Here is a 19137-nt window from a genome sequence, read left to right on the forward strand (position 1 = left end):
AAAAGACTAATAAGAACTTCATCTTTTTTAGTAGTCTCCTTATTTTTTATCATAGAATTTATTTCATTAAAGCTTTCTATCCTAAACAAAAAGCCCAAAAGCACAGGTTCGATAACCTGTGCAGTTTTATATGTATGATTAACTCTTTCATCAGATAATTTTTTATAGAATATATTATAAACAGTAAGAAGAATATAATGTTTAGTGTTATCTTTTTTCTATATGACTATCCCATCACAATGGTCTACTTCATGTTGAATAATTTGAGCAATCCATCCTGAGTATTTTTCCCTTCGCTTTTTAAATCCCGAATCAAAATACGCTACTTCTATCACTTTGAATCTATTAGTTTTTCTAACACCTATAAGTGAAAGACATCCTTCTTCTGTTTCATATTGACCCGATTTATTCACTATCACAGGGTTAATCATCGGAACGTTCATATCGCCCATACTGATCACAATAATTCTTTTTTTTACACCAATCATATTCGCTGCCATTCCTACACAGCCTTCTTTATTTGCTTTAAGCGTATCAAGCAAATCCTGTATCACCTGAACATCTGCTTTTGTAGCAGGTTCTGATTTTTGATTAAGAAAGAATATGTCTTTCATAATTGATTTAACCATATGTTATACTCCTTTATATTTATCTTTTTTATTATATCACATTTAATTATATCTTCTTTTATCATTTTACCTATATTCCAGTATAACGATACAAGTTCATATTTTACAGAATACTATCCCCTTTCCTTAGTTATTTCTATCAACGTAGAAATACTATGATATTCTTATGGAGATATCATGTTTTTGTGAAAAAAGCAATAACTACTTTCCTCTATTTGTTTTGCTTCATACATAGCAAGATCGGCTTGTTCAATCAATATTTCCAAATTCCGCGAACAATCTGGAAATATACTTATCCCAATGCTCAAATTATTCTGTATCTCTTGTTTATTAAAAACAAGTGATATCTTAACTAACTCAAATATTCTGACAATCATCGCTTCAATATCAGCTTCTGTATAAATATACCTTAGAAGAATTACAAATTCATCTCCTCCAAATCTTCCGATGGAATCTGATTCTCTAATGCAGGCGTTAATTTTCTGCACCAGGCATTTCAAGGCCTCATCCCCTGCCCTATGTCCATATTTATCGTTTGTAAATTTAAACTTATCGACATCAATCACCAAAATTGCAAATTTTTTTAAATTTTTATCATGATCAATGATTGCTTCTGTTATTTTGTTCAGTATGCTTAATCTAGAGTCAGCCCCTGTAAGTGCGTCAAAATTAGCGATTTTAAAATTAATCTCGGATCTTTTTTCCGCAATTTCCACACTCTGCTGAAGTAGCACATTTTTAGATGAAGACGAAATGCCCGTAAATACTATTACATATCCCAGGATAATAAAAACAAATAACAGCATCAAATCATAAACCGTCGATAAATTTCTTAGCTTGATATCCATAACAGTCGTGTTATTAACCAGTAACAAAAATGCAATAATCATATAGATGGACATCAAATTAACTGTATTATCTTGCACAAGCAATAGTATTCTCCTATAATTCTCACGAAACCAAGGCCTAGCTAAGAACAAAAGTAATATTGTTTGAAGCAAAAATATTATACCGAATTCAAAATAGAGCAGAAATTCATAATCAGAAAACAGTTTAGCAACTTCTACTGAAATAATAAATATCATAGCCGAAATCACCCATGTGCTAAACATTACGAATAGCTTTTTAGCAAGAGATTCCTTAAACACCAAGTAAATATACACTATATACAGAAACATTATAAAATAAAAACCGTATTTAAATAAAGTAATATTAGTTTTAAAATGCTGAAGACCATTAAGCGCAGCCATTACGATGGCGGAATTTATTACAAATGTCACCACGCAAAAGGTAACAGATTTTTTTCTTGTAAGCATTGTGTGATTCAATAATGTATTCAAAAGAGCAATAGTTATTTCAAATAGTAAATCCATAAGCGCCCTTCCTTCCATTTTCTTACTTTAGTTAATCACTTTTGTTTTCTTCAATTATTTTTTACGTTTTTCATGTACCTAAATTAGCTCACCTGCTTCATATTTACTTTCATGCTAACATTATAATCAATTTTGGTATTAAAATATATACTACTAAACATTTAATAACTATCTGGCCATAAAAGTTACAACATATTAAATCAATAGCTTTGTTTTAACATACTAAGTGCATGACACTTAGTCCCATGTTCATTTCTTTAATATCCTATTTAAAATATATTAGGTGAATCTATGTTATCAAAACTTCTATTTATAGACCTTGATATAAGCCATTTTTTAAATTTATGTTTATTTTCTTTATCATCACAATATTCATACTCTTGATAGTAGAACGACTGCCATGCAATACGTCGCAAATGTTGGTGGCATATGTAAAAACGGTATTACCAAGGATACAAGTTATCTGATCCTAGGTGACAATTCCTATTGTATTTCAATTAAAGATGGAAAAAGCTCTAAGCAAAAAAAAAGCTGAAGATATGATTTTAAATGGTCTAGATATTCAAGTAATACCTGAAACTACATTATATCAAATATTAAAGAACGAATAAATTGGGAGGGTATAAGCTTGAGTTTAGAAAATGTAATAAAAGATATTTTTCAAGACATCATTTAGGTAAAAATATAGAAAATTTTGACCCACCATTATTTGAATTTACCTTAATATATCCCCCATGCTGCATTATGATTTCTCTACTTAAATAAAGTCCAATTCCTATACCTTCAGCATCTCCTATATTTCTACCTCTGTAGAACCTTGAAAATATCTTAGGAAACTCATCCTCATTTATTCCTATTCCATTATCTTCTATATCAACCCTGCAAAAGACCTCATAGGTTTTAATTGTAATATCAATTCTTCCACCATTTTTTGTATATTTAACTCCATTTTCTAAGATATTGAATATTGCTTCTGATAACCAATTTTTATCATGATTAATAATAATTTTATCTACTTCATTTAAGCAAATAAGTATATTTTTATTTTTAGCTTTTTTCTGAACTTCGCATAAAGCTAATAAAACTGTTTCGTTTAATGAATCTTTTTCTAATTTCAATCCAATAACTCCACTTTCAAGCCTTGACATTTTTATCATACTTTCAACTAAAAATGTTAGCTTATTTAATGAAAATAAAACTATAGTATTAAACTCTTTTCTTTCGTCTTCTTTTAAATTATCATCCTGTAAAAACTCACTATACATTTTTATATTGCTTAATGGAGTTTTTAGTTGATGGGCAATATCTGAAATCAAAGATTTTATTTCATTTTTTTCTTCTTCTATTTCCTTATTTTGAGATATTAATAAATTAGTTAATTTTGTAGTTTGGCTTTGTAGTTTTGAAAAAATTGTATCTTCCGTTGTTAAAAAAACTTCTTCACTTTCCATATGACTAATTGTTTCTAGCATATCTGAAAGCTCTTCTAAAATAGATGTCATGTAGTTTTTAAATAATATATCATAAAGAAAAATAAAGCTTATTATTCCTAAAGAAAATATTGTTGTTATAATTGTTATCTGTATATTTAATGTTTTAAAATAAATTGTTATATTAAATAAGAAGCAAAATAATATAATTCCAATTTTATAAATTAACATTTTCAAGTTATAGTTTGTCTTCATCACTACTCCCCAAAGGTATATCCAATACCAAACACTGTAATTATATATTCTGGTTTTTTAGAATCCTTTTCTATCTTTTTTCTAAGTCTTCTTATATTAACACTTAAAGTATTTTCGTCTACAAAATTACCATTACTATCCCATACCTTATCTAAAAGCCTATCCTTTGTAATTACCTTACCTTTATTTTTAGCTAGTATTTCTAATAACTTATATTCAGTAACTGTTAAGTTAACTTCTTTGCCTTCTATTGTTACTAATATTCTATCAAAATCTATTATTAAATTATTGCAATCAAACTTATTTTTATTTGCTGGCTTATTTCTCTTTAAAATAGCATTTATTTTATACTTTAAGACTTCAATAGAAAATGGTTTTGCTAAATAATCATCTGCTCCAACTTCAAAGCCTTTCACCGTATCCTCTTCTGTATCATTTGCTGTAAAGAAAACTATAGGAAAATCTATTTTTTCTCTAATTTCTTTGCAAAAATCAAGTCCATTTCCATCAGGAAGATTTATATCTAAAAGAAGAAAATCTATTTTACTATTTAGCATTTCGTTCTTTCCTTCTAGTATTGAATATGCTGAAATAACCTCATACCTTTCTTTTTTAAGAGCAAATGCAACTCCCTTATTAAGATTTTTATCATCTTCAACAATTAATATCCTACTCACTTTACCACCCCTGTATTTATTATACCCAAAAGTGGCATATTTTCAATAACATGCCACTAAGTAAGGTTATTCTATTCCTCTAATTCTTTCCGTTACACTCTTCTTTGTAGAATTAGTAAATAAAATAGCTGGAGTAATTAAACATACTATAAAAATAACTATTATTACTGATATTATTTCTATTGCTGGGACGGTAAATACAGCATAGTCTGCAATTTTTATGGTTAAAGTCCCAACTCCATAAATAACAGCCATTCCTACTGTTAATATTAAGATAGTAGTTATTCCTGCATAATAAAGCCCCTCAAAGGTAAGCATCTTCTTGATTTGCTTTTTAGTCATTCCAATGCTCTCCATAATTGCAAGCTCTTTTAATCTTACATTTACTCCTGTTATCATTATATTTATGAAATTAAGTATTCCAATTAATATTAGTATTATGGAAATACCTCCACCTAAAACACTCATTACTATTTGAGATTTATTGAACTCTTCTGTTTTTTCACTTTTTGATTCAAACCAGAGGCCACGTTCACTACTCATTTTCTTTAATTCCATATTTATTTTCGGTTCATACTTTTTCTCTCCATCAATATATAAAATATAATTATTTGTAGCCTCATCAAGCTTCTCTAAAGCTGAAGTACTCATATAAATAGTTGGAAGTCCAAGAGATGCTGGTAATCCTGGAGGTAAGAACTCTGTGTTATCTTTGAAAATTTGAACTGGATAGGTTTCTTCTTTTCCAGTCTTAGTATTTTTAATAGTTAAGTCACCCTTAATATTTTTATAGTTATCTCCATACGACCAAGATTCGATTAATATTAGTTCTCCTTTTTTAAAAGCTTCAATATCAAATTTTTCTTTAGCTTCCTTATGAATTCTTTCTATTAAATTATCATCTATTCCAATAATAGAACTAGAAAATAAGCTTTTATTCTTTTTAGCAGATTCTAAAAATTCCTTTAATTGTGCTTGTGATTGACCAAATCTTTTATATATTTCATTAAATGCTGGTAATAATACGTCATCATTCATTTCTAATTGTAAAAAGGATGTTTTTGTTCCATAGACTGTATTTACACCTTTAATAGATTTTATTTTTTCTATAAAAGTATCATCTATCTTCCCTTTTTCAGCCTTTATATTTTGTATTGTAAAATCCTGTTTAACATATTTGTTTATATAATTTTCTACCTTCACACTACCTAAAAAGGTACTTACACTTAAGAAGGTTATTATTCCCATAAATAATGATAAGAACACTATTATAGCCCTTTTCTTTTCTCTAAAAATGTTATACCAAGCCATTTTATATAGTTTCCCACCATTAGTAGTCTTTCTTTCCTTCTTCTTTTTAATATTAGCTCCTGTATATCTAAGTGCCTCTGATTCCGATATATTACCTGCTATTTTAGCTGGTTTTCTACAGCTTAATATAACTGTTGATAAAGAAAATAAAGCTGCTGCTAAAAATATAAAAGGACTAAAAGAAACATCGGTTGGCATTGCTCCTGCCTCTGCTCCTGAAAATAATATTCTCATTGCCATTGGAACAATTCCAAATGAAACTATTGCTCCTAAAATAAGGCCTATTGGAATTCCCATTAAAGAAAGCCTTAAAGCTTGCCCTTTCACTATTTTTTTAATTTGTTTAGGTGATGCTCCTATAGTTTTTAGTAAGCCATAGAAATTTATGTCCTTATTAACAGCTATATATAAAACGTTGTAAATAAGAAGATATCCACTAAGAACTATAAATAATACTATCATTATAGCAACTCCAGCTGTTGCAATTGCTGTGTCTGATAAACTATCTGTTATATCATAATTAAAAGAAAACTCCTGCTGACCAATTAATTTAACTTCTTTTTTAAAAATTTTTGGTGCTGCATCTTTACTGCTTTCTTTTAAAGTAATAAGCAGGTTTCCATCTTTTTCTAAAGATAGTCCATTTTCCTTTATAAACTTTTCTGAAACCAATAAATAACCAGTATCTTGAACTATGTCATAAGTTGTATATATTCCACTTAATATAAATGCTTTATTTACTACTTTTCCATCTATTTGGGCTGGAAATTCTATTTTATCCCCTATCTTAGCATCACTTTTTCCTAAAAACTCTAAGGCCCTTCTTGATGCCATAACCTCACTTTCTTCTGTTGGATATTTACCTTTAATATTGCTTATAGCTGGTTTGATTTGCTTTTCAAAATTATCTAAACTGCTATTCTTTATAATAATCTTTGTTCTGTTTTTAGTTAAACTATCTAAGTCAACTCTTCCAGCATTAATTTCATATCCAATATCTGTAGCTAAATCTAAATCTTTAATTTTGTTTATTTGAGTCTCAGTTGGTTTTCCTAAAGCTACACTAGCTGTGGTTCCTTGTATTCTTAAATTCATAATTTTATAATTCTTAATAAAACTAATACCTATACTAAACACAGAGGTAATCATAAATGTTGTTAGAACAATTGCAAGTATTGCAAATATATTTCTAATTTTATTAGTTTTTAAAGAACGGTTAGTTATTCTTTTAATAACTTCCTTATTATTATTTTCAAACTTCATTATTTTTCACCACCTATAACTGTAACCTTTCCATCTTCGATTCTTATTATCTTATCTGCAAGCTGAGCTATCTCTTCATTATGAGTAATCATAACCATAGTTTGATTAAATTTTTCACTAGTTGTTTTTAATAAACCTATTACATCCATACTAGTTTTACTATCAAGATTTCCTGTTGGTTCATCTGCTAAAATCAAACTAGGTTTTGTAGCTAACGCCCTTGCTATTGCTACTCTTTGTTGTTGACCTCCTGAAAGATTATTAGGCATACTATTTAGCTTTTCTTTTAAGCCTAAAGTGTTAATTACTGAATCAACATACTCTTTATCTACCTTGGTTCCGTCTAGCTCTATTGGTAAAACTATATTTTCATAAACATTTAATATAGGAACAAGGTTATAGTTTTGAAATATAAATCCTATATTTCTTCTTCTAAAAATAGTTAGTTCTTCATCATTCATATTGTTAATATTTTTATTTGATATAATTGTTTCTCCACTAGTTGGCTTGTCAAGCCCACCTAACATATTTAATAGAGTTGATTTTCCACTTCCTGAAGTACCTATTATGGCAACAAACTCCCCTTCATTTACTTCAATGCTAACATTATCTAAAGCCCTAACTATAGTTGGTTCTTGGCCGTACATTTTAACTAATTTTTCCGTTTTTAAAATACTCATATCTTCACCCCAAAATTTATTTTATTTTCTATACTTTATATTTTACCAATAACTTCTTACAATCTTCTGACATAACTAAAGCAAAAAATATAACCGCCTGTAAGCAGCTATTTAAGCACCCTAAAGACGGTCGTTGATATGTATGTGTGTTACATGCTAAGCGTTTCTAACTATATCACTGTTCATTGAGAGATCTATATTATACAGTACTAAAAGTAAAAATAAAATGTTTATATCTTGAGAATATGGAGAAATTACTACTTCATACTCTAAAGATAAATCCACCATATAAAAAATATAGTTAAAAAAGAGGTTGTAGCAAAACCTAAGTTTTGTTACAACCCCCTAGAGTACCACCTTAAATTCAATTGTGCCCGAGCATTAATCTATGACAATTCTATCAATATCAGGTGCACATGTCGCGGAACCATTGTCTAATTTTATGATATTATTCCCGGCATTCAAGTTAATATTCGTTGTTACCGAAGCTACACTGGTCCAATCGCCTGTACCCGTGCATGGAACCCCTGAAAATGTGCCACTGTTAGGGGTCACATATATAGTACGTGTATCCGATGAAACATAGTAAATGGTCATCGAATGAGTACCTGCGGTTGCAACATTGACATTATTTATTACTACTGTTCCGTTGGTCGTTCCAGTTCCACCCAGATATCCAACACATTTTCCGCCTGAACAAGCATTTACACTTTGTATATTCGCTCCATTGGAAAGCGTTCCATTTTCAGCTTCATAGCTTGTACTGATGCCACTACCTGAAGCCGGAGTAATGTATATACGGTATCCAGAACTAGCATTACATCCTGTCATTGCTACGGTAATCTGACCGTTAGATACGGCGTAGTTTGAGGTTGATACTGTGGTTGTTCCTCTACATACAGTATCCTTGCTTGTCCAGTCAACCTTTTCAACCCTAACCGATGCAGTAGATCCGATAAAAGAAGGTATATTTTTGATTGTTGTATTTACAGTACCACTATTCGATCCACCCAAAACACAGCTTATATATTTGGCACCCGAATCCACGCAAGCAGCACCATCTATATTTGCACTTGCATCATTTGGCACTGAGACACTGACCATGTTGCCCGTCATCGAGCCATACCAATTCATAAAATACCAGCCTGCACCCTTTTCAGTATCAGTTGCAAGAAGGCTTCCCAATCTTTGATAAGCTGTAAACCACCAAGTTATACATGCACTGTCTACCTTATAACGCTCGAATTTCCCAATAAATTCCCCAAGCGATCCAGGCTGCCCTTCAAGGTTATGGTCAGCATCACAGTACTCGTTTATGCTAATAGGCAATGCGCTTATTCCAAGAGAAGTTTCCAATGCCCTATAATCTTTCAAATTATTAGCTACAGAACCGATTCCACTAAGCTCATGCCAGCTAATTATATCGGGAATACAGTTGTTTAATTTACAATAGCTCAAAAAAGTACTCATCCTATTATGATCGTAATAACTATAGCAAGGACCTACGATTTTATAACCGGAAGCATTTGTACGTATAGCACTGTAGGTTTGCTTCCACAATGTGCTATTGAAGTCTCCATTGCTGCTATTCCATGTGCCATCAGGCTCGTTCCATGGTTCAATCCCATAATAATTGGAGTAACCGGATGCTTTCATGTCGGTTATAAAAGAATTCACCTGGCTGAGCCAGCTTGTCATCCCTGGCCATGTGTATGGCCAACCTGGTAACATGTCCGCCAAATCAACAGAGACCTTGGCGCCAGCAACTGAGCTAAGCCTTCCCGCAACAGGTATTGCAGCACCAAATGGATGCTGGTTGCCAGAGCTCCCCCGAGCCGGATTCCTCATTACATATGGATGGGTCGGAGTTATGAGACCCGCAACATCAGCTGGTTTGGTTTCAGTCATTCCATAAAGGGAACCACTTGCGCAATGAGTTACACCCCTTAACGTACTTCCGCAGTCTACAGTTATGGCGTCTGCCGCAAATACTGGTGTCAAAGTGAAAACATTTGCAAGTGTAATTGAAAAAACCAATAAGATCGTACAATATTTTTTAGAATTTCTTTTCAACATTATTACGCCTCCTAAAATTCAAAATATAACCTCAGCCATTACTAATCTGTCCGTATGTCAGACTACAACCTCCTTTCCCTATGTTTTTATCTTATAGATCATCATAAGATAATCTATAAAGTCTATTTTACCTATTTGCCGCAACATTTGTTTTTAAATATAAAATCGTTTACATAAATAATGTAATCTAATATTCTATCTTAATATTACAACCAGCCTCTCCTTTATAACATGGAACTATGTCTTCCATATATAGCATAATGTGCTTTAATTTTTAAATTATACTCATTACATCTTCAACGCAAATTAGTAATTAAATAATATTCACAAGTAGTTGTTCTAACATCATTAATAACTGGGCAACCAGTCATCTTTATATGTTATAATTATTAATATATAAATAATTATAATTGGGGGTAAATCTTATGAACCCAAAATATACTAATTCAGCAAGATATAGGTGTCTCGAATATTTAAAAAAACAATCTGTTGATTTATATTTAAGTTATTGTGGAATAGAGGAATGTGACCCTGGTCATTCATATGGTCCTACTATACGTACAGAGTATCTACTCCATTATATTTTAAAGGGAAAAGGCTTTTATAATGTTGATAGTAAAACCTATAATTTATCCGAACATGAATCTTTTATTATATATCCCAATGAAATAACCTACTATGAAGCAGACAAAGAAGACCCATGGACTTATATTTGGATAGGTTTTAACGGTATTAAAGCTGAAACTTGCCTAAACTATGCATCCCTTAATAAAGAAAATCGAGTATCTAAATTTGATTGTGAAGATATTTTACTAGAGTGCATAAATGGTATTCTGAATGCAAGTAAATTAACATATGCAAACGATTTAAAGAGAGAAAGTTACCTATCTATGTTTCTCTCAGCAATAATTCAAGAAAAGCATGACTGCATAACGCAATTAGAAGACATCCATGATTACCCCTACCAAGTATATGTAGAACATGCACTAGAATTCATTGACCACAATTATCAAAAGAATATTAAGATTAACGATATCGCTAACTACATTGGCATTAGTAGAAGTTATCTAACCAATATTTTTAAAAAGAATATTAATTTGTCGCCTCAAGAGTATTTGATAAAATATCGTTTTGATAGGGCATGCAGTTTATTGAAAACTACCACCCTTCCAGTAAGTACCGTTGCATCTCAAGTTGGTTATGATGATCCTCTTACCTTTTCAAAAGTATTTAAAAAGTTTTACACAGTTAGTCCTACAACTTATCGTACTCAACATGAATTAATTAGTTATTCTAATACTAAAGGAAACTAAAAAGAGTTGTCGTAAACCTTTTATCAAATTTTACGACAACTCTTTTTAAAACTACTTTTTAATCTATTTGTGTTAAATTATATAATACGGAGGAAAAATCCATACCCTTGGCACAAAATTCTTTCTCGTCAATAATAATCCCTATATTCATCAATTCATCTCCATGATATATTCTATTTCCATCCCCATTGATTATATATCTTTTATTGTCATCTAATCCAACTAATTTAAATCTTCTAAAAGCTTCATTAGCCGAATTTAACACATTATAGTATGCAGCTATAGCTTCTCTCTTATCTTTTGAAACGACAATCCAGGTTGTAATATTTTCTTCAAAGGGACTAGAAATACGATAGAATACCCCTTTACTGATAAGTTCTCTATGATCCTTGTAATATTCAACCTGTTCTTTCACTTTTGCTTTTTCTTGCTCTGGCAAAAGACTTAAATCGAGTTCATATCCAAATGCACCAAAATATGCAACATTTGCTCTTGTTTCAATAGGTGTAACTCTGCCTACCTGCTGATTAGGAACTGATGTTACATGTGCTCCCATGCAGGCAATTGGATAAACATATGATGTACCGTATTGAATCTTTAACCGTTCTACTGCATCTGAATTATCACTAGTCCAAGTCTGAGGTGCATAGTACAGCATTCCAGGATCAAATCTTCCACCACCACTAGAGCATGACTCAAATAAAATATACGGAAATTTAGAAATCAAGCGTTCATATAAATTATACACTCCTAGGATATATTTATGAAATACCTTCCCTTGAAACTCCGCATTCTCTGCTGAAGAATAACATTCTGTAATATAGCGATTCATATCCCATTTTATATATGATATCTTTGCCTCGCTTAAGATTTTTTCCATTAAACTATATATATAATCCACCACTTCATTTCTAGAAAAATCTAGTACATACTGATTTCTAGAAGGAGAACTTCTTCTTCCTGGAGTTGCTATAATCCAATCATTATGTGCCTTATATAAATCACTATCCTTATTAACCATTTCTGGTTCAAACCAAAGACCGAATTTCATTCCCATTCCTTCAACTTTATTTGCTAACCCTGTAATACCGTCAGGTAATTTTTTGAAATTTTTAACATACCAATCCCCTAAACCGCATTTGTCATTATCTCGGTTACCAAACCATCCATCATCTAATACAAATAACTCCATACCTAAATCTTTTCCAGCCTTTGCAATTTTCAAAACTTTTTTCTCAGTAAACTCCATTTCTGTAGCTTCCCAGTTATTAATTAGTATTGGCCTTACTTTATCTCTCCATTGGCCTCTAACTAATCTTGTTCTATACAATTCATGATAAGTTTGGCTCATTTTATTCATACCACAATTTGAATACACCATTACCACTTCCGGTGTCTGGAACACTTCTCCTTCACTTAATGGCCATTCAAAGGTGTCAGGATGAATTCCTATAATCACCCTTGTCATATCATGGGTACTTACTTCTATTTGTTCTAAATGATTTCCACTATAGACCAAACTAAATCCATACACTTCACCATTAAATTCATCAACATTTGTTCTCTTTAAAGCAATAAATGGATTATGTTCCGAGCTACTTGCACCTGCCATGCTATAAATTGCCTGAGTTCCTTGTTCTAGCTTTCTAATTTTGACATGCCTTTCTCTACCCCAAGCACCAGCTAAATGAATCATTTCGAATTTGCTATCTGGAAAATCTACAGATACACTCATTGCTCTATTAAGTATAATAGTGCTCTTACCTTTATGAATAAACTTAACATTCCTTGCTATTACCGGTAACTCCTTATAAATAGTATAGCTAAGTACTAATTCAGTATGTATTAACGAGTCATATAATGTAATTTCAAGGGTCTCTGCTTCATTATCATCTTCTACATATGTAGCTGGTAGCCCTTCTAATTTCCTTTTTCCCTTAAAAATTTTATGAGATTTAAATTCAAAATTTGTTATTTTGCTTCCATTTTCTTGCTTGATTTCAAAAGCTGGATATCTAAAATCTGTACTACCATATGATGGATATTCTTGCTTTGTATATTGAAGCGAAAGCTCATAATTATCTTCAAATATATAGGCTGCTAAAGATCTCAGTTTTCCCTCCAATAGATAGGAAAAAGAATCTCTATCATGTACCTTCTTTCCATAATATAAATTTCCTAATTGATTATTGTCTAAAATTTTAATAATATAACTTATTTCTTCATTATATATATGAAATTCCTTTGATCCTTCATGAAAAATAATAGCCATAATGTCCTCCTCCATATAATTATAGTTTTCCACCAGATGTAGATATACCCTCAATAAACTGCTTTTGGAATATAGAATAAATCAATAACATTGGCCATATGGCAAGTACTGAAGCTGCCATTAGCTGTGGATAATTAACTGAATATCCACTCTGTATTTTAGCTAAAGCTGATGATAATGTAGCCGCATTTGAGTCTGAATTTATAATCATTGGCCACATTAAATCCTTAAATGCAAATAATGCTGTAAAAATACTTAGTGCTATTAATCCTGATTTTACTAATGGAAGCATTATTTTAATGAAAATTTGACCAATATTGCATCCATCTAATATTGCCGCTTCTTCCAATTCTTTTGGAAGTCCAGCGAAAAATTGTCTTAATAAAAATGTCCCAAAGGCACTAACTAATCCAGGAAATGCTAATGCAAATACGGTGTTTCTCATTCCAAGCTTATCAATCATTAAAAATTGTGGAATAATGAATATCTGAGTTGGTACCATCATCTGGAATAATACTAAACCAAACAAGAAATTTTTTCCGCGAAATTTAAGTCTTGCGAAAGCATATGCGGCCATTGCACTAAATGTAACAGAACAAACGACCCTTATAAACATCATTGCAAATGTATTATAATACAGACTTAGAAAATTATTTTGCTTTATTACTTCAATATAATTTTGAATTTTCCACTTTCCTGGGAAAATAATAAAAGGATTCATGGAGGTGGATTCAGTTACTGATTTAAATGATGTAAGTATCATCCAAATAAATGGCAAAATCATTATACATGCACCTATTATTAACACACTATGAACAAGTATCATTTTCGATCTTTTTTTAGTTTCCATTTATTCTTCCCTCCTACATATAATTAACCCATTTTTTCTGTACTTTCATTTGAATTACCGTAATAATCATTATAATTACAAGTAATAACATAACTATTGCAGCTCCATATCCCTTATTAGAATATTTAAATGAATTGTTATAAAATAAATAAACTAAAGAAACTGTTTTATTGTATGCAGGATTAGTTACATCAATCATCATATAAATAACATCAAATACCTGCATTGATTGAATAATTGATGTTACCATAACGAAAAACAAAGTTGGTGAAATTAGTGGCAATGTAATATTAAAAAACTGTGCAAATATATTTGCACCATCGATATTAGCTGCCTCATAATAATCCTTTGGTATTTCTTGTAATCCTGCTAATAACAATACCATGTTATAACCAATTGCACTCCATATACCAATAATTGCTATCGAATAAATTGCCACCTTGGGATCACTTATCCAATCTATCCTTCCCAACCCAATTTTCTTTAAGAAAACATTTAATAGACCAAATTGATTATTGTATAACCATTTCCACACCATTGTTACAGCTGCTGGAGCAGCCATCATAGGGATAAAATAAATAGTACGGTAGAGTGATTTCCCTCTTAGTTTACCATTTAATAGAACTGCTACAACCATTGATAATACAATTGTAAGTGGAACAACAATTATTGTATATTTTAGTGTATTCACTAATGCATACCAAACTTGAACATCTGATAACATCGTTTTGTAATTATCTAAACCTATAAATATATTACCTCTTCCAAACGCTCCATTTTTAAAAAAACTCAAATATAGATTCTGAAAAATCGGAATTATGTTCAATACTAAAAGTCCTATAATTGTTGGAGCAACTAAAAACCATCCCCAGAGACATTCGTTTATTTGTGGTTTCGTTGGCTTCATTTTAAGTTTTATTGGCTTTATCTTAAATTTCACCATGCCTGAATTAATCACTAATATCATCCCCTAATCTATATAAATTCTGTTCTAAATATAAGAATTTATCTATCAAAACCAATTTTAACTTTAAAACATACAATCCTAATTATCTTGTTATTTGTTAGTTCTACCTTTATTTTGAATCTTTGTATACTATAATTTAAATATCACATTTAGATTCTCTACTTACTTTATTTTGTTCCTTACCCGCTACGCAATTGAAAAACTATGCGACAACCATAATTGGTTATCGCAAAATATATAATTATTTTTCTTGTACCAAACTTTTATTCATTACAGCTGCTGCATCCGTGCAGGCTTGTTCAACTGTTTTTTCTCCAGTAAAAGCTCCCTTTAATACCTCATATGCCTTATCTTCCCAAACACCAGTTGTATTAGAATATGGTCTAATTTGAGCATATTTTACCATATCAATAAATACCTTTACATTAAACGTTTTGTTTGAGGCAACCCAAGCATCGGCAGTTCCATCATACGCTGATATAGCTACACCAAGTTGTGCCTGCCTTGTTTGCCCCTCTTTAGAACTTAAATATTCAATCCATTTAAATGATTCATCTGGATGTTTAGTTCCTTTTGCTATTGCATTTCCAAGGCCATTAAAAATAGTGGCTCTCCCTCCATTGTTAGAACTTGGTAATACTGCTACATCAAAATTTTTCTTCATATAATCATTTGAAGAAAACCCTGATAAATTCCATGATCCAAAGAATCCCATTGCACATTTTCCACTTTGCATATCAGTAGCACGTTCTGCATCCCCAAATTCTTTAGGTGAAAGACCATCTTTTACAAAATTCACATAGTACTTCATAGCTTCAACTGTTTTTGGATCATCATAACCTGATTTTTTATCCTTTGTAATTATTGTCCCACCATTTTGATATACAAAATTGTAATATCCCTCTTGATTATGAAGTGGGGTAAGAATTCCATACTGTGAACCATCAGCTTTTGTTAACTTTTTAGCTGTTTTTTCCAAATCAGTCCATGTCCACTTATCATTTGGATAAGTAATACCTGCCTTATCAAACATTGTCTTGTTGTACCAAAGAGCTATAGTATCGTAATCTTTCGGAATTGCATATTGATTTGACTTATAATTATATATAGATTTTAATCCACTAGGAAACTTATCCATTTCTATCTTCTTACTTGCTTTTATTCTATCATTCAAGTTCATCAACTGATCATTTGATGCATATTTGTAGATTTCGTTTGAATGCATCCAGAAAGTATCAGGTAATGACCCTCCAGTTGCACCGGCCTCAAGAGCTGTCCAATAATCTGCCCAACCGGTAACTTGAATCTTAATTTTAATATTAGAATTTTCTTTTTCAAATTCATCAGCAATTGTTCTTAATCCCTTTTCTTGATTAGAATCCCAAATTGCATAGGTAATAGTGACTGCCTTACTCTTTGTAGTATCAGTACCTACTGCAGCTTTTTTTGTCTGCGTTCCACACCCCGTAAATGTTGCTAGTGTTAATAATAAACCTAGTGTTAGAGCTAATGCTTTTCTTTTCATAAATACCCCCCCTATTAAATTTTAGAATTAACTTATTAAATAAATGACCGCCTTTGTAAACGTTATTATTACTACTCCTCTATAATAATACAACCTACTTATACTTAAAATAGACCTATGTCCTTTACACATGGAATGATGTGCTTTTATTATTTAAAGAGAGTTCCTATTTGTATATAATCAATATAGTCTAAATTAATTGCATCAATCACCTCATATTTATCCCTTTGTTGCTCCTTCTATAATTTTAACAATAAAAAAGCACCCACAATATAATGTAGATACTTCCTAAATTACATATGTTATTTTAGGTTTGAAGCTACAAAAACACCTAATTCATCTAATTCAACAGCCCTACTTATTTGTTCTAATTGACCTTCGTCCATCATAATTAAGCTTCTCCTACCCCTATGCTCTTTATACTACAGCCTATGAGAAACAGCCTGATTCTATAAGCATGTCCAACATAAAAATCTAAGGAGTTAATCTGTAAACCTTAAAAATTTCTATATCAAAATCATCAAAAAACAACGAAAACCCTTGAATTTCAAGGGTTTCTCATTGTATCAATATTTGTGAATTCACAAATCATCTATTTACTTATATGCTGAGTTTTATAAAGTTCAGCATAGACACCGTTTTTTTCCATTAAACATTCGTGATTTCCATCTTCAATAATATTTCCACTATCAAATACAAGAATTCTATCTGCATTTCTAACAGTAGATAATCTATGAGCAATAACAAAAGTTGTTCTTCCAATTATTAGGTTGTCAAAAGTTTCTTGTATTTTAGCTTCTGTAACACTATCAAGGGCAGAAGTTGCTTCATCTAAAATTAGGAATGGTGGATTTTTTAGGAATATACGTGCTATAGAAATACGTTGTTTCTGTCCACCAGAAAGCATTGCACCACGTTCTCCAACAAAAGTATTAAATCCATCAGACATAGCAATAATATCATCATAAATCTCAGCCTGTTTTGCTGCCATTGCAACTTCCTTAGGAGTAGCCTCAGGTCTACCATATCTAATGTTTTCAAGAATACTATCAGCAAAAAGGAACACGTCTTGTTCTACAACTCCAATATTTTTATGCAATGATTCTTGTGTAATATTACGTATATCTACGTGGTCAAGCAAAATTTTTCCTTCATCAACATCATAGAACCTGGGAATCAATTTACATAATGTTGATTTCCCTCCACCCGATTGACCTACGACTGCAATTGTTTCACCAGGGTCGACGTGAAGAGAAATATTGTGTAATACTTGAATCCCTTTTTTATAAGAAAAACTAATATTTTCAATATCTAATTCGCCTTTTACTCTGCCTATCTCTATAGCATTAGGATCATCTTTCATTTCAGTTTCAGTACGCATCATATCTACAAAACGTACAAGTCCAGCTCCACCTGTTGCAAATAGTTCAGCAAAGTTTGAAAGTTTTCTAATCGGAGTTATAAAAGTGGCAATATATAAGGTAAAAGTAATTAAATCAATTTGATTCATCTGTCCTTTCATAATTAATATACCACCTACTAAGATAACTGTTGCTGGCAGAATACAAAGAAAAAATTCCATTGAAGCGTTGAAATATCCCATTGCCTTATAAAATTTAGTTTTGGATGTTTTGAAAGCATCATTTGATTCACTAAATTTATTAAATTCTGAATTCTCATTTGCAAATGCTTTCGCTGTTTTCATGCCTGAAAGCCCTGATTCAATATTTACATTTATAGAAGCAGTTTTTTCTTTCACTTCAAGAGAAGCTTTTGACATTTCAGAACGTCTATACCATACAACTAATAGAAATATAGGCAAGATTAAAGCAATAACCAAAGTTAATTTCCACTGAATAGTAAATAAGATACCTAGTGATCCTATTATTGTCAAGGTGGATATAAAAACATCTTCAGGACCATGATGAGCAAGTTCAGTTATATCAAATAAGTCTGCGGTAAGTCTACTCAGTAGTTGACCTGTACGGTTTCTATCAAAGTATCCATAAGACAATTCCTGCATATGCTTAAATAAATCGCTTCTTATATCCGCTTCTACTAATACGCCAAAAGTGTGACCATAGTAGGTTATTACATAGTAGAAAAAAGCTCTTAATGTATAAGCAATTAACATTATCACCATAATAGTTATAAATGTTTTATAAGCATTAACAGGTAATAGCTCATTTAGAGAATAACGAGTTATTGCTGGAAACGATAAGTCAATAACTGCAATTAAGAATGCACATGACATATCTAATATAAATAAATTTTTGTGTGGTTTAAAATATGAGAAGAATATTGAAACTAGAGATCTTTTTTTAAATTCTTTTGTATCCATTTTTGCTAATTCCTTTCTTTTATGCATCTTTATTTTTCTCTAAGTATAACATATTTATATCGTGGTCAATCTAAATTATCCTTATTTATCAGTAATTCAAGGGTTTTACATTACATCAAACATTTTGTTTTCTTATGTCTAATGACTATGATTTTGATACAATTTAGCGATTATT

At 31.0% G+C, this 19137-nt stretch carries 15 protein-coding genes; 2 read left to right on the forward strand and 13 right to left on the reverse strand.

Going from position 1 to position 19137, the window contains the following annotated elements; all coding sequences use genetic code 11:
• Positions 1 to 218: 218 nt before the first annotated feature.
• Both KPL44_RS15050 and KPL44_RS15055 read right to left on the reverse strand, forming a co-directional pair.
• The gene (locus KPL44_RS15050) at positions 219 to 629 is read right to left on the reverse strand and encodes a peptide deformylase (RefSeq protein WP_216251937.1); all 411 of its coding nucleotides are present in this window, start codon (positions 627 to 629) and stop codon (positions 219 to 221) included.
• 164 nt (positions 630 to 793) lie between these two features.
• Complete coding sequence (locus KPL44_RS15055) at positions 794 to 2002, reverse strand: GGDEF domain-containing protein (RefSeq protein WP_216251939.1); 1209 nt, start codon at positions 2000 to 2002, stop codon at positions 794 to 796.
• A gap of 473 nt (positions 2003 to 2475) precedes the next feature.
• Between KPL44_RS15055 and KPL44_RS15060 the strand changes: the two genes are divergently transcribed.
• Entirely contained in the window at positions 2476 to 2613 is a 138-nt protein-coding gene (locus KPL44_RS15060; protein WP_216251942.1) for a hypothetical protein, read from the forward strand.
• A gap of 57 nt (positions 2614 to 2670) precedes the next feature.
• Here the strand turns inward: KPL44_RS15060 and KPL44_RS15065 are convergent, their stop codons facing one another.
• The 6 genes from KPL44_RS15065 to KPL44_RS25815 form a co-directional block, all read right to left on the reverse strand.
• On the reverse strand, positions 2671 to 3687 hold the full coding sequence (locus tag KPL44_RS15065; RefSeq protein WP_216251947.1) for a sensor histidine kinase: 1017 nt from the start codon (positions 3685 to 3687) through the stop codon (positions 2671 to 2673).
• Between the two features lie 2 nt (positions 3688 to 3689).
• On the reverse strand, positions 3690 to 4364 hold the full coding sequence (locus KPL44_RS15070; RefSeq protein WP_216251949.1) for a response regulator transcription factor: 675 nt from the start codon (positions 4362 to 4364) through the stop codon (positions 3690 to 3692).
• Between the two features lie 66 nt (positions 4365 to 4430).
• On the reverse strand, positions 4431 to 6938 hold the full coding sequence (locus KPL44_RS15075; RefSeq protein ID WP_216251952.1) for an ABC transporter permease: 2508 nt from the start codon (positions 6936 to 6938) through the stop codon (positions 4431 to 4433).
• Positions 6938 to 7618: an ABC transporter ATP-binding protein gene (locus KPL44_RS15080; protein WP_216251955.1), complete on the reverse strand. Its 681-nt coding sequence runs from the start codon at positions 7616 to 7618 to the stop codon at positions 6938 to 6940. The genes KPL44_RS15075 and KPL44_RS15080 overlap by 1 nt, the downstream gene beginning before the upstream one ends.
• A gap of 381 nt (positions 7619 to 7999) precedes the next feature.
• Positions 8000 to 9088, reverse strand: a complete 1089-nt coding sequence (locus KPL44_RS25360; RefSeq protein WP_253201794.1) for a hypothetical protein — start codon at positions 9086 to 9088, stop codon at positions 8000 to 8002.
• A 32-nt stretch (positions 9089 to 9120) separates the two neighbouring features.
• Positions 9121 to 9246 carry a hypothetical protein gene (locus KPL44_RS25815; protein ID WP_301182969.1) on the reverse strand — a complete coding sequence of 42 codons (126 nt, stop codon included), beginning with the start codon at positions 9244 to 9246 and terminating at the stop codon, positions 9121 to 9123.
• Positions 9247 to 10119: 873 nt separating this feature from the next.
• Between KPL44_RS25815 and KPL44_RS15090 the strand changes: the two genes are divergently transcribed.
• The gene (locus tag KPL44_RS15090; RefSeq protein ID WP_216251957.1) at positions 10120 to 11007 is read left to right on the forward strand and encodes an AraC family transcriptional regulator; all 888 of its coding nucleotides are present in this window, start codon (positions 10120 to 10122) and stop codon (positions 11005 to 11007) included.
• Positions 11008 to 11065: 58 nt separating this feature from the next.
• Here the strand turns inward: KPL44_RS15090 and KPL44_RS15095 are convergent, their stop codons facing one another.
• The 5 genes from KPL44_RS15095 to KPL44_RS15115 form a co-directional block, all read right to left on the reverse strand.
• Positions 11066 to 13279 carry an alpha-galactosidase gene (locus KPL44_RS15095; RefSeq protein ID WP_216251960.1) on the reverse strand — a complete coding sequence of 738 codons (2214 nt, stop codon included), beginning with the start codon at positions 13277 to 13279 and terminating at the stop codon, positions 11066 to 11068.
• Positions 13280 to 13298: 19 nt separating this feature from the next.
• Positions 13299 to 14129, reverse strand: a complete 831-nt coding sequence (locus KPL44_RS15100) for a carbohydrate ABC transporter permease (protein WP_216251963.1) — start codon at positions 14127 to 14129, stop codon at positions 13299 to 13301.
• Positions 14130 to 14142: 13 nt separating this feature from the next.
• A complete protein-coding gene (locus KPL44_RS15105; protein WP_407935020.1) occupies positions 14143 to 15036 on the reverse strand; it encodes a carbohydrate ABC transporter permease in 894 nt (297 codons plus the stop codon).
• A gap of 301 nt (positions 15037 to 15337) precedes the next feature.
• Positions 15338 to 16621, reverse strand: a complete 1284-nt coding sequence (locus KPL44_RS15110; protein ID WP_216251965.1) for an ABC transporter substrate-binding protein — start codon at positions 16619 to 16621, stop codon at positions 15338 to 15340.
• Between the two features lie 592 nt (positions 16622 to 17213).
• The gene (locus KPL44_RS15115; RefSeq protein WP_216251968.1) at positions 17214 to 18962 is read right to left on the reverse strand and encodes an ABC transporter ATP-binding protein; all 1749 of its coding nucleotides are present in this window, start codon (positions 18960 to 18962) and stop codon (positions 17214 to 17216) included.
• Positions 18963 to 19137: the final 175 nt, after the last annotated feature.

It is taken from the genome of Clostridium sp. DSM 17811, from assembly GCF_018861905.1.
Classification (GTDB): Bacteria; Bacillota; Clostridia; order Clostridiales; family Clostridiaceae; genus Clostridium_AD; species Clostridium_AD frigoriphilum.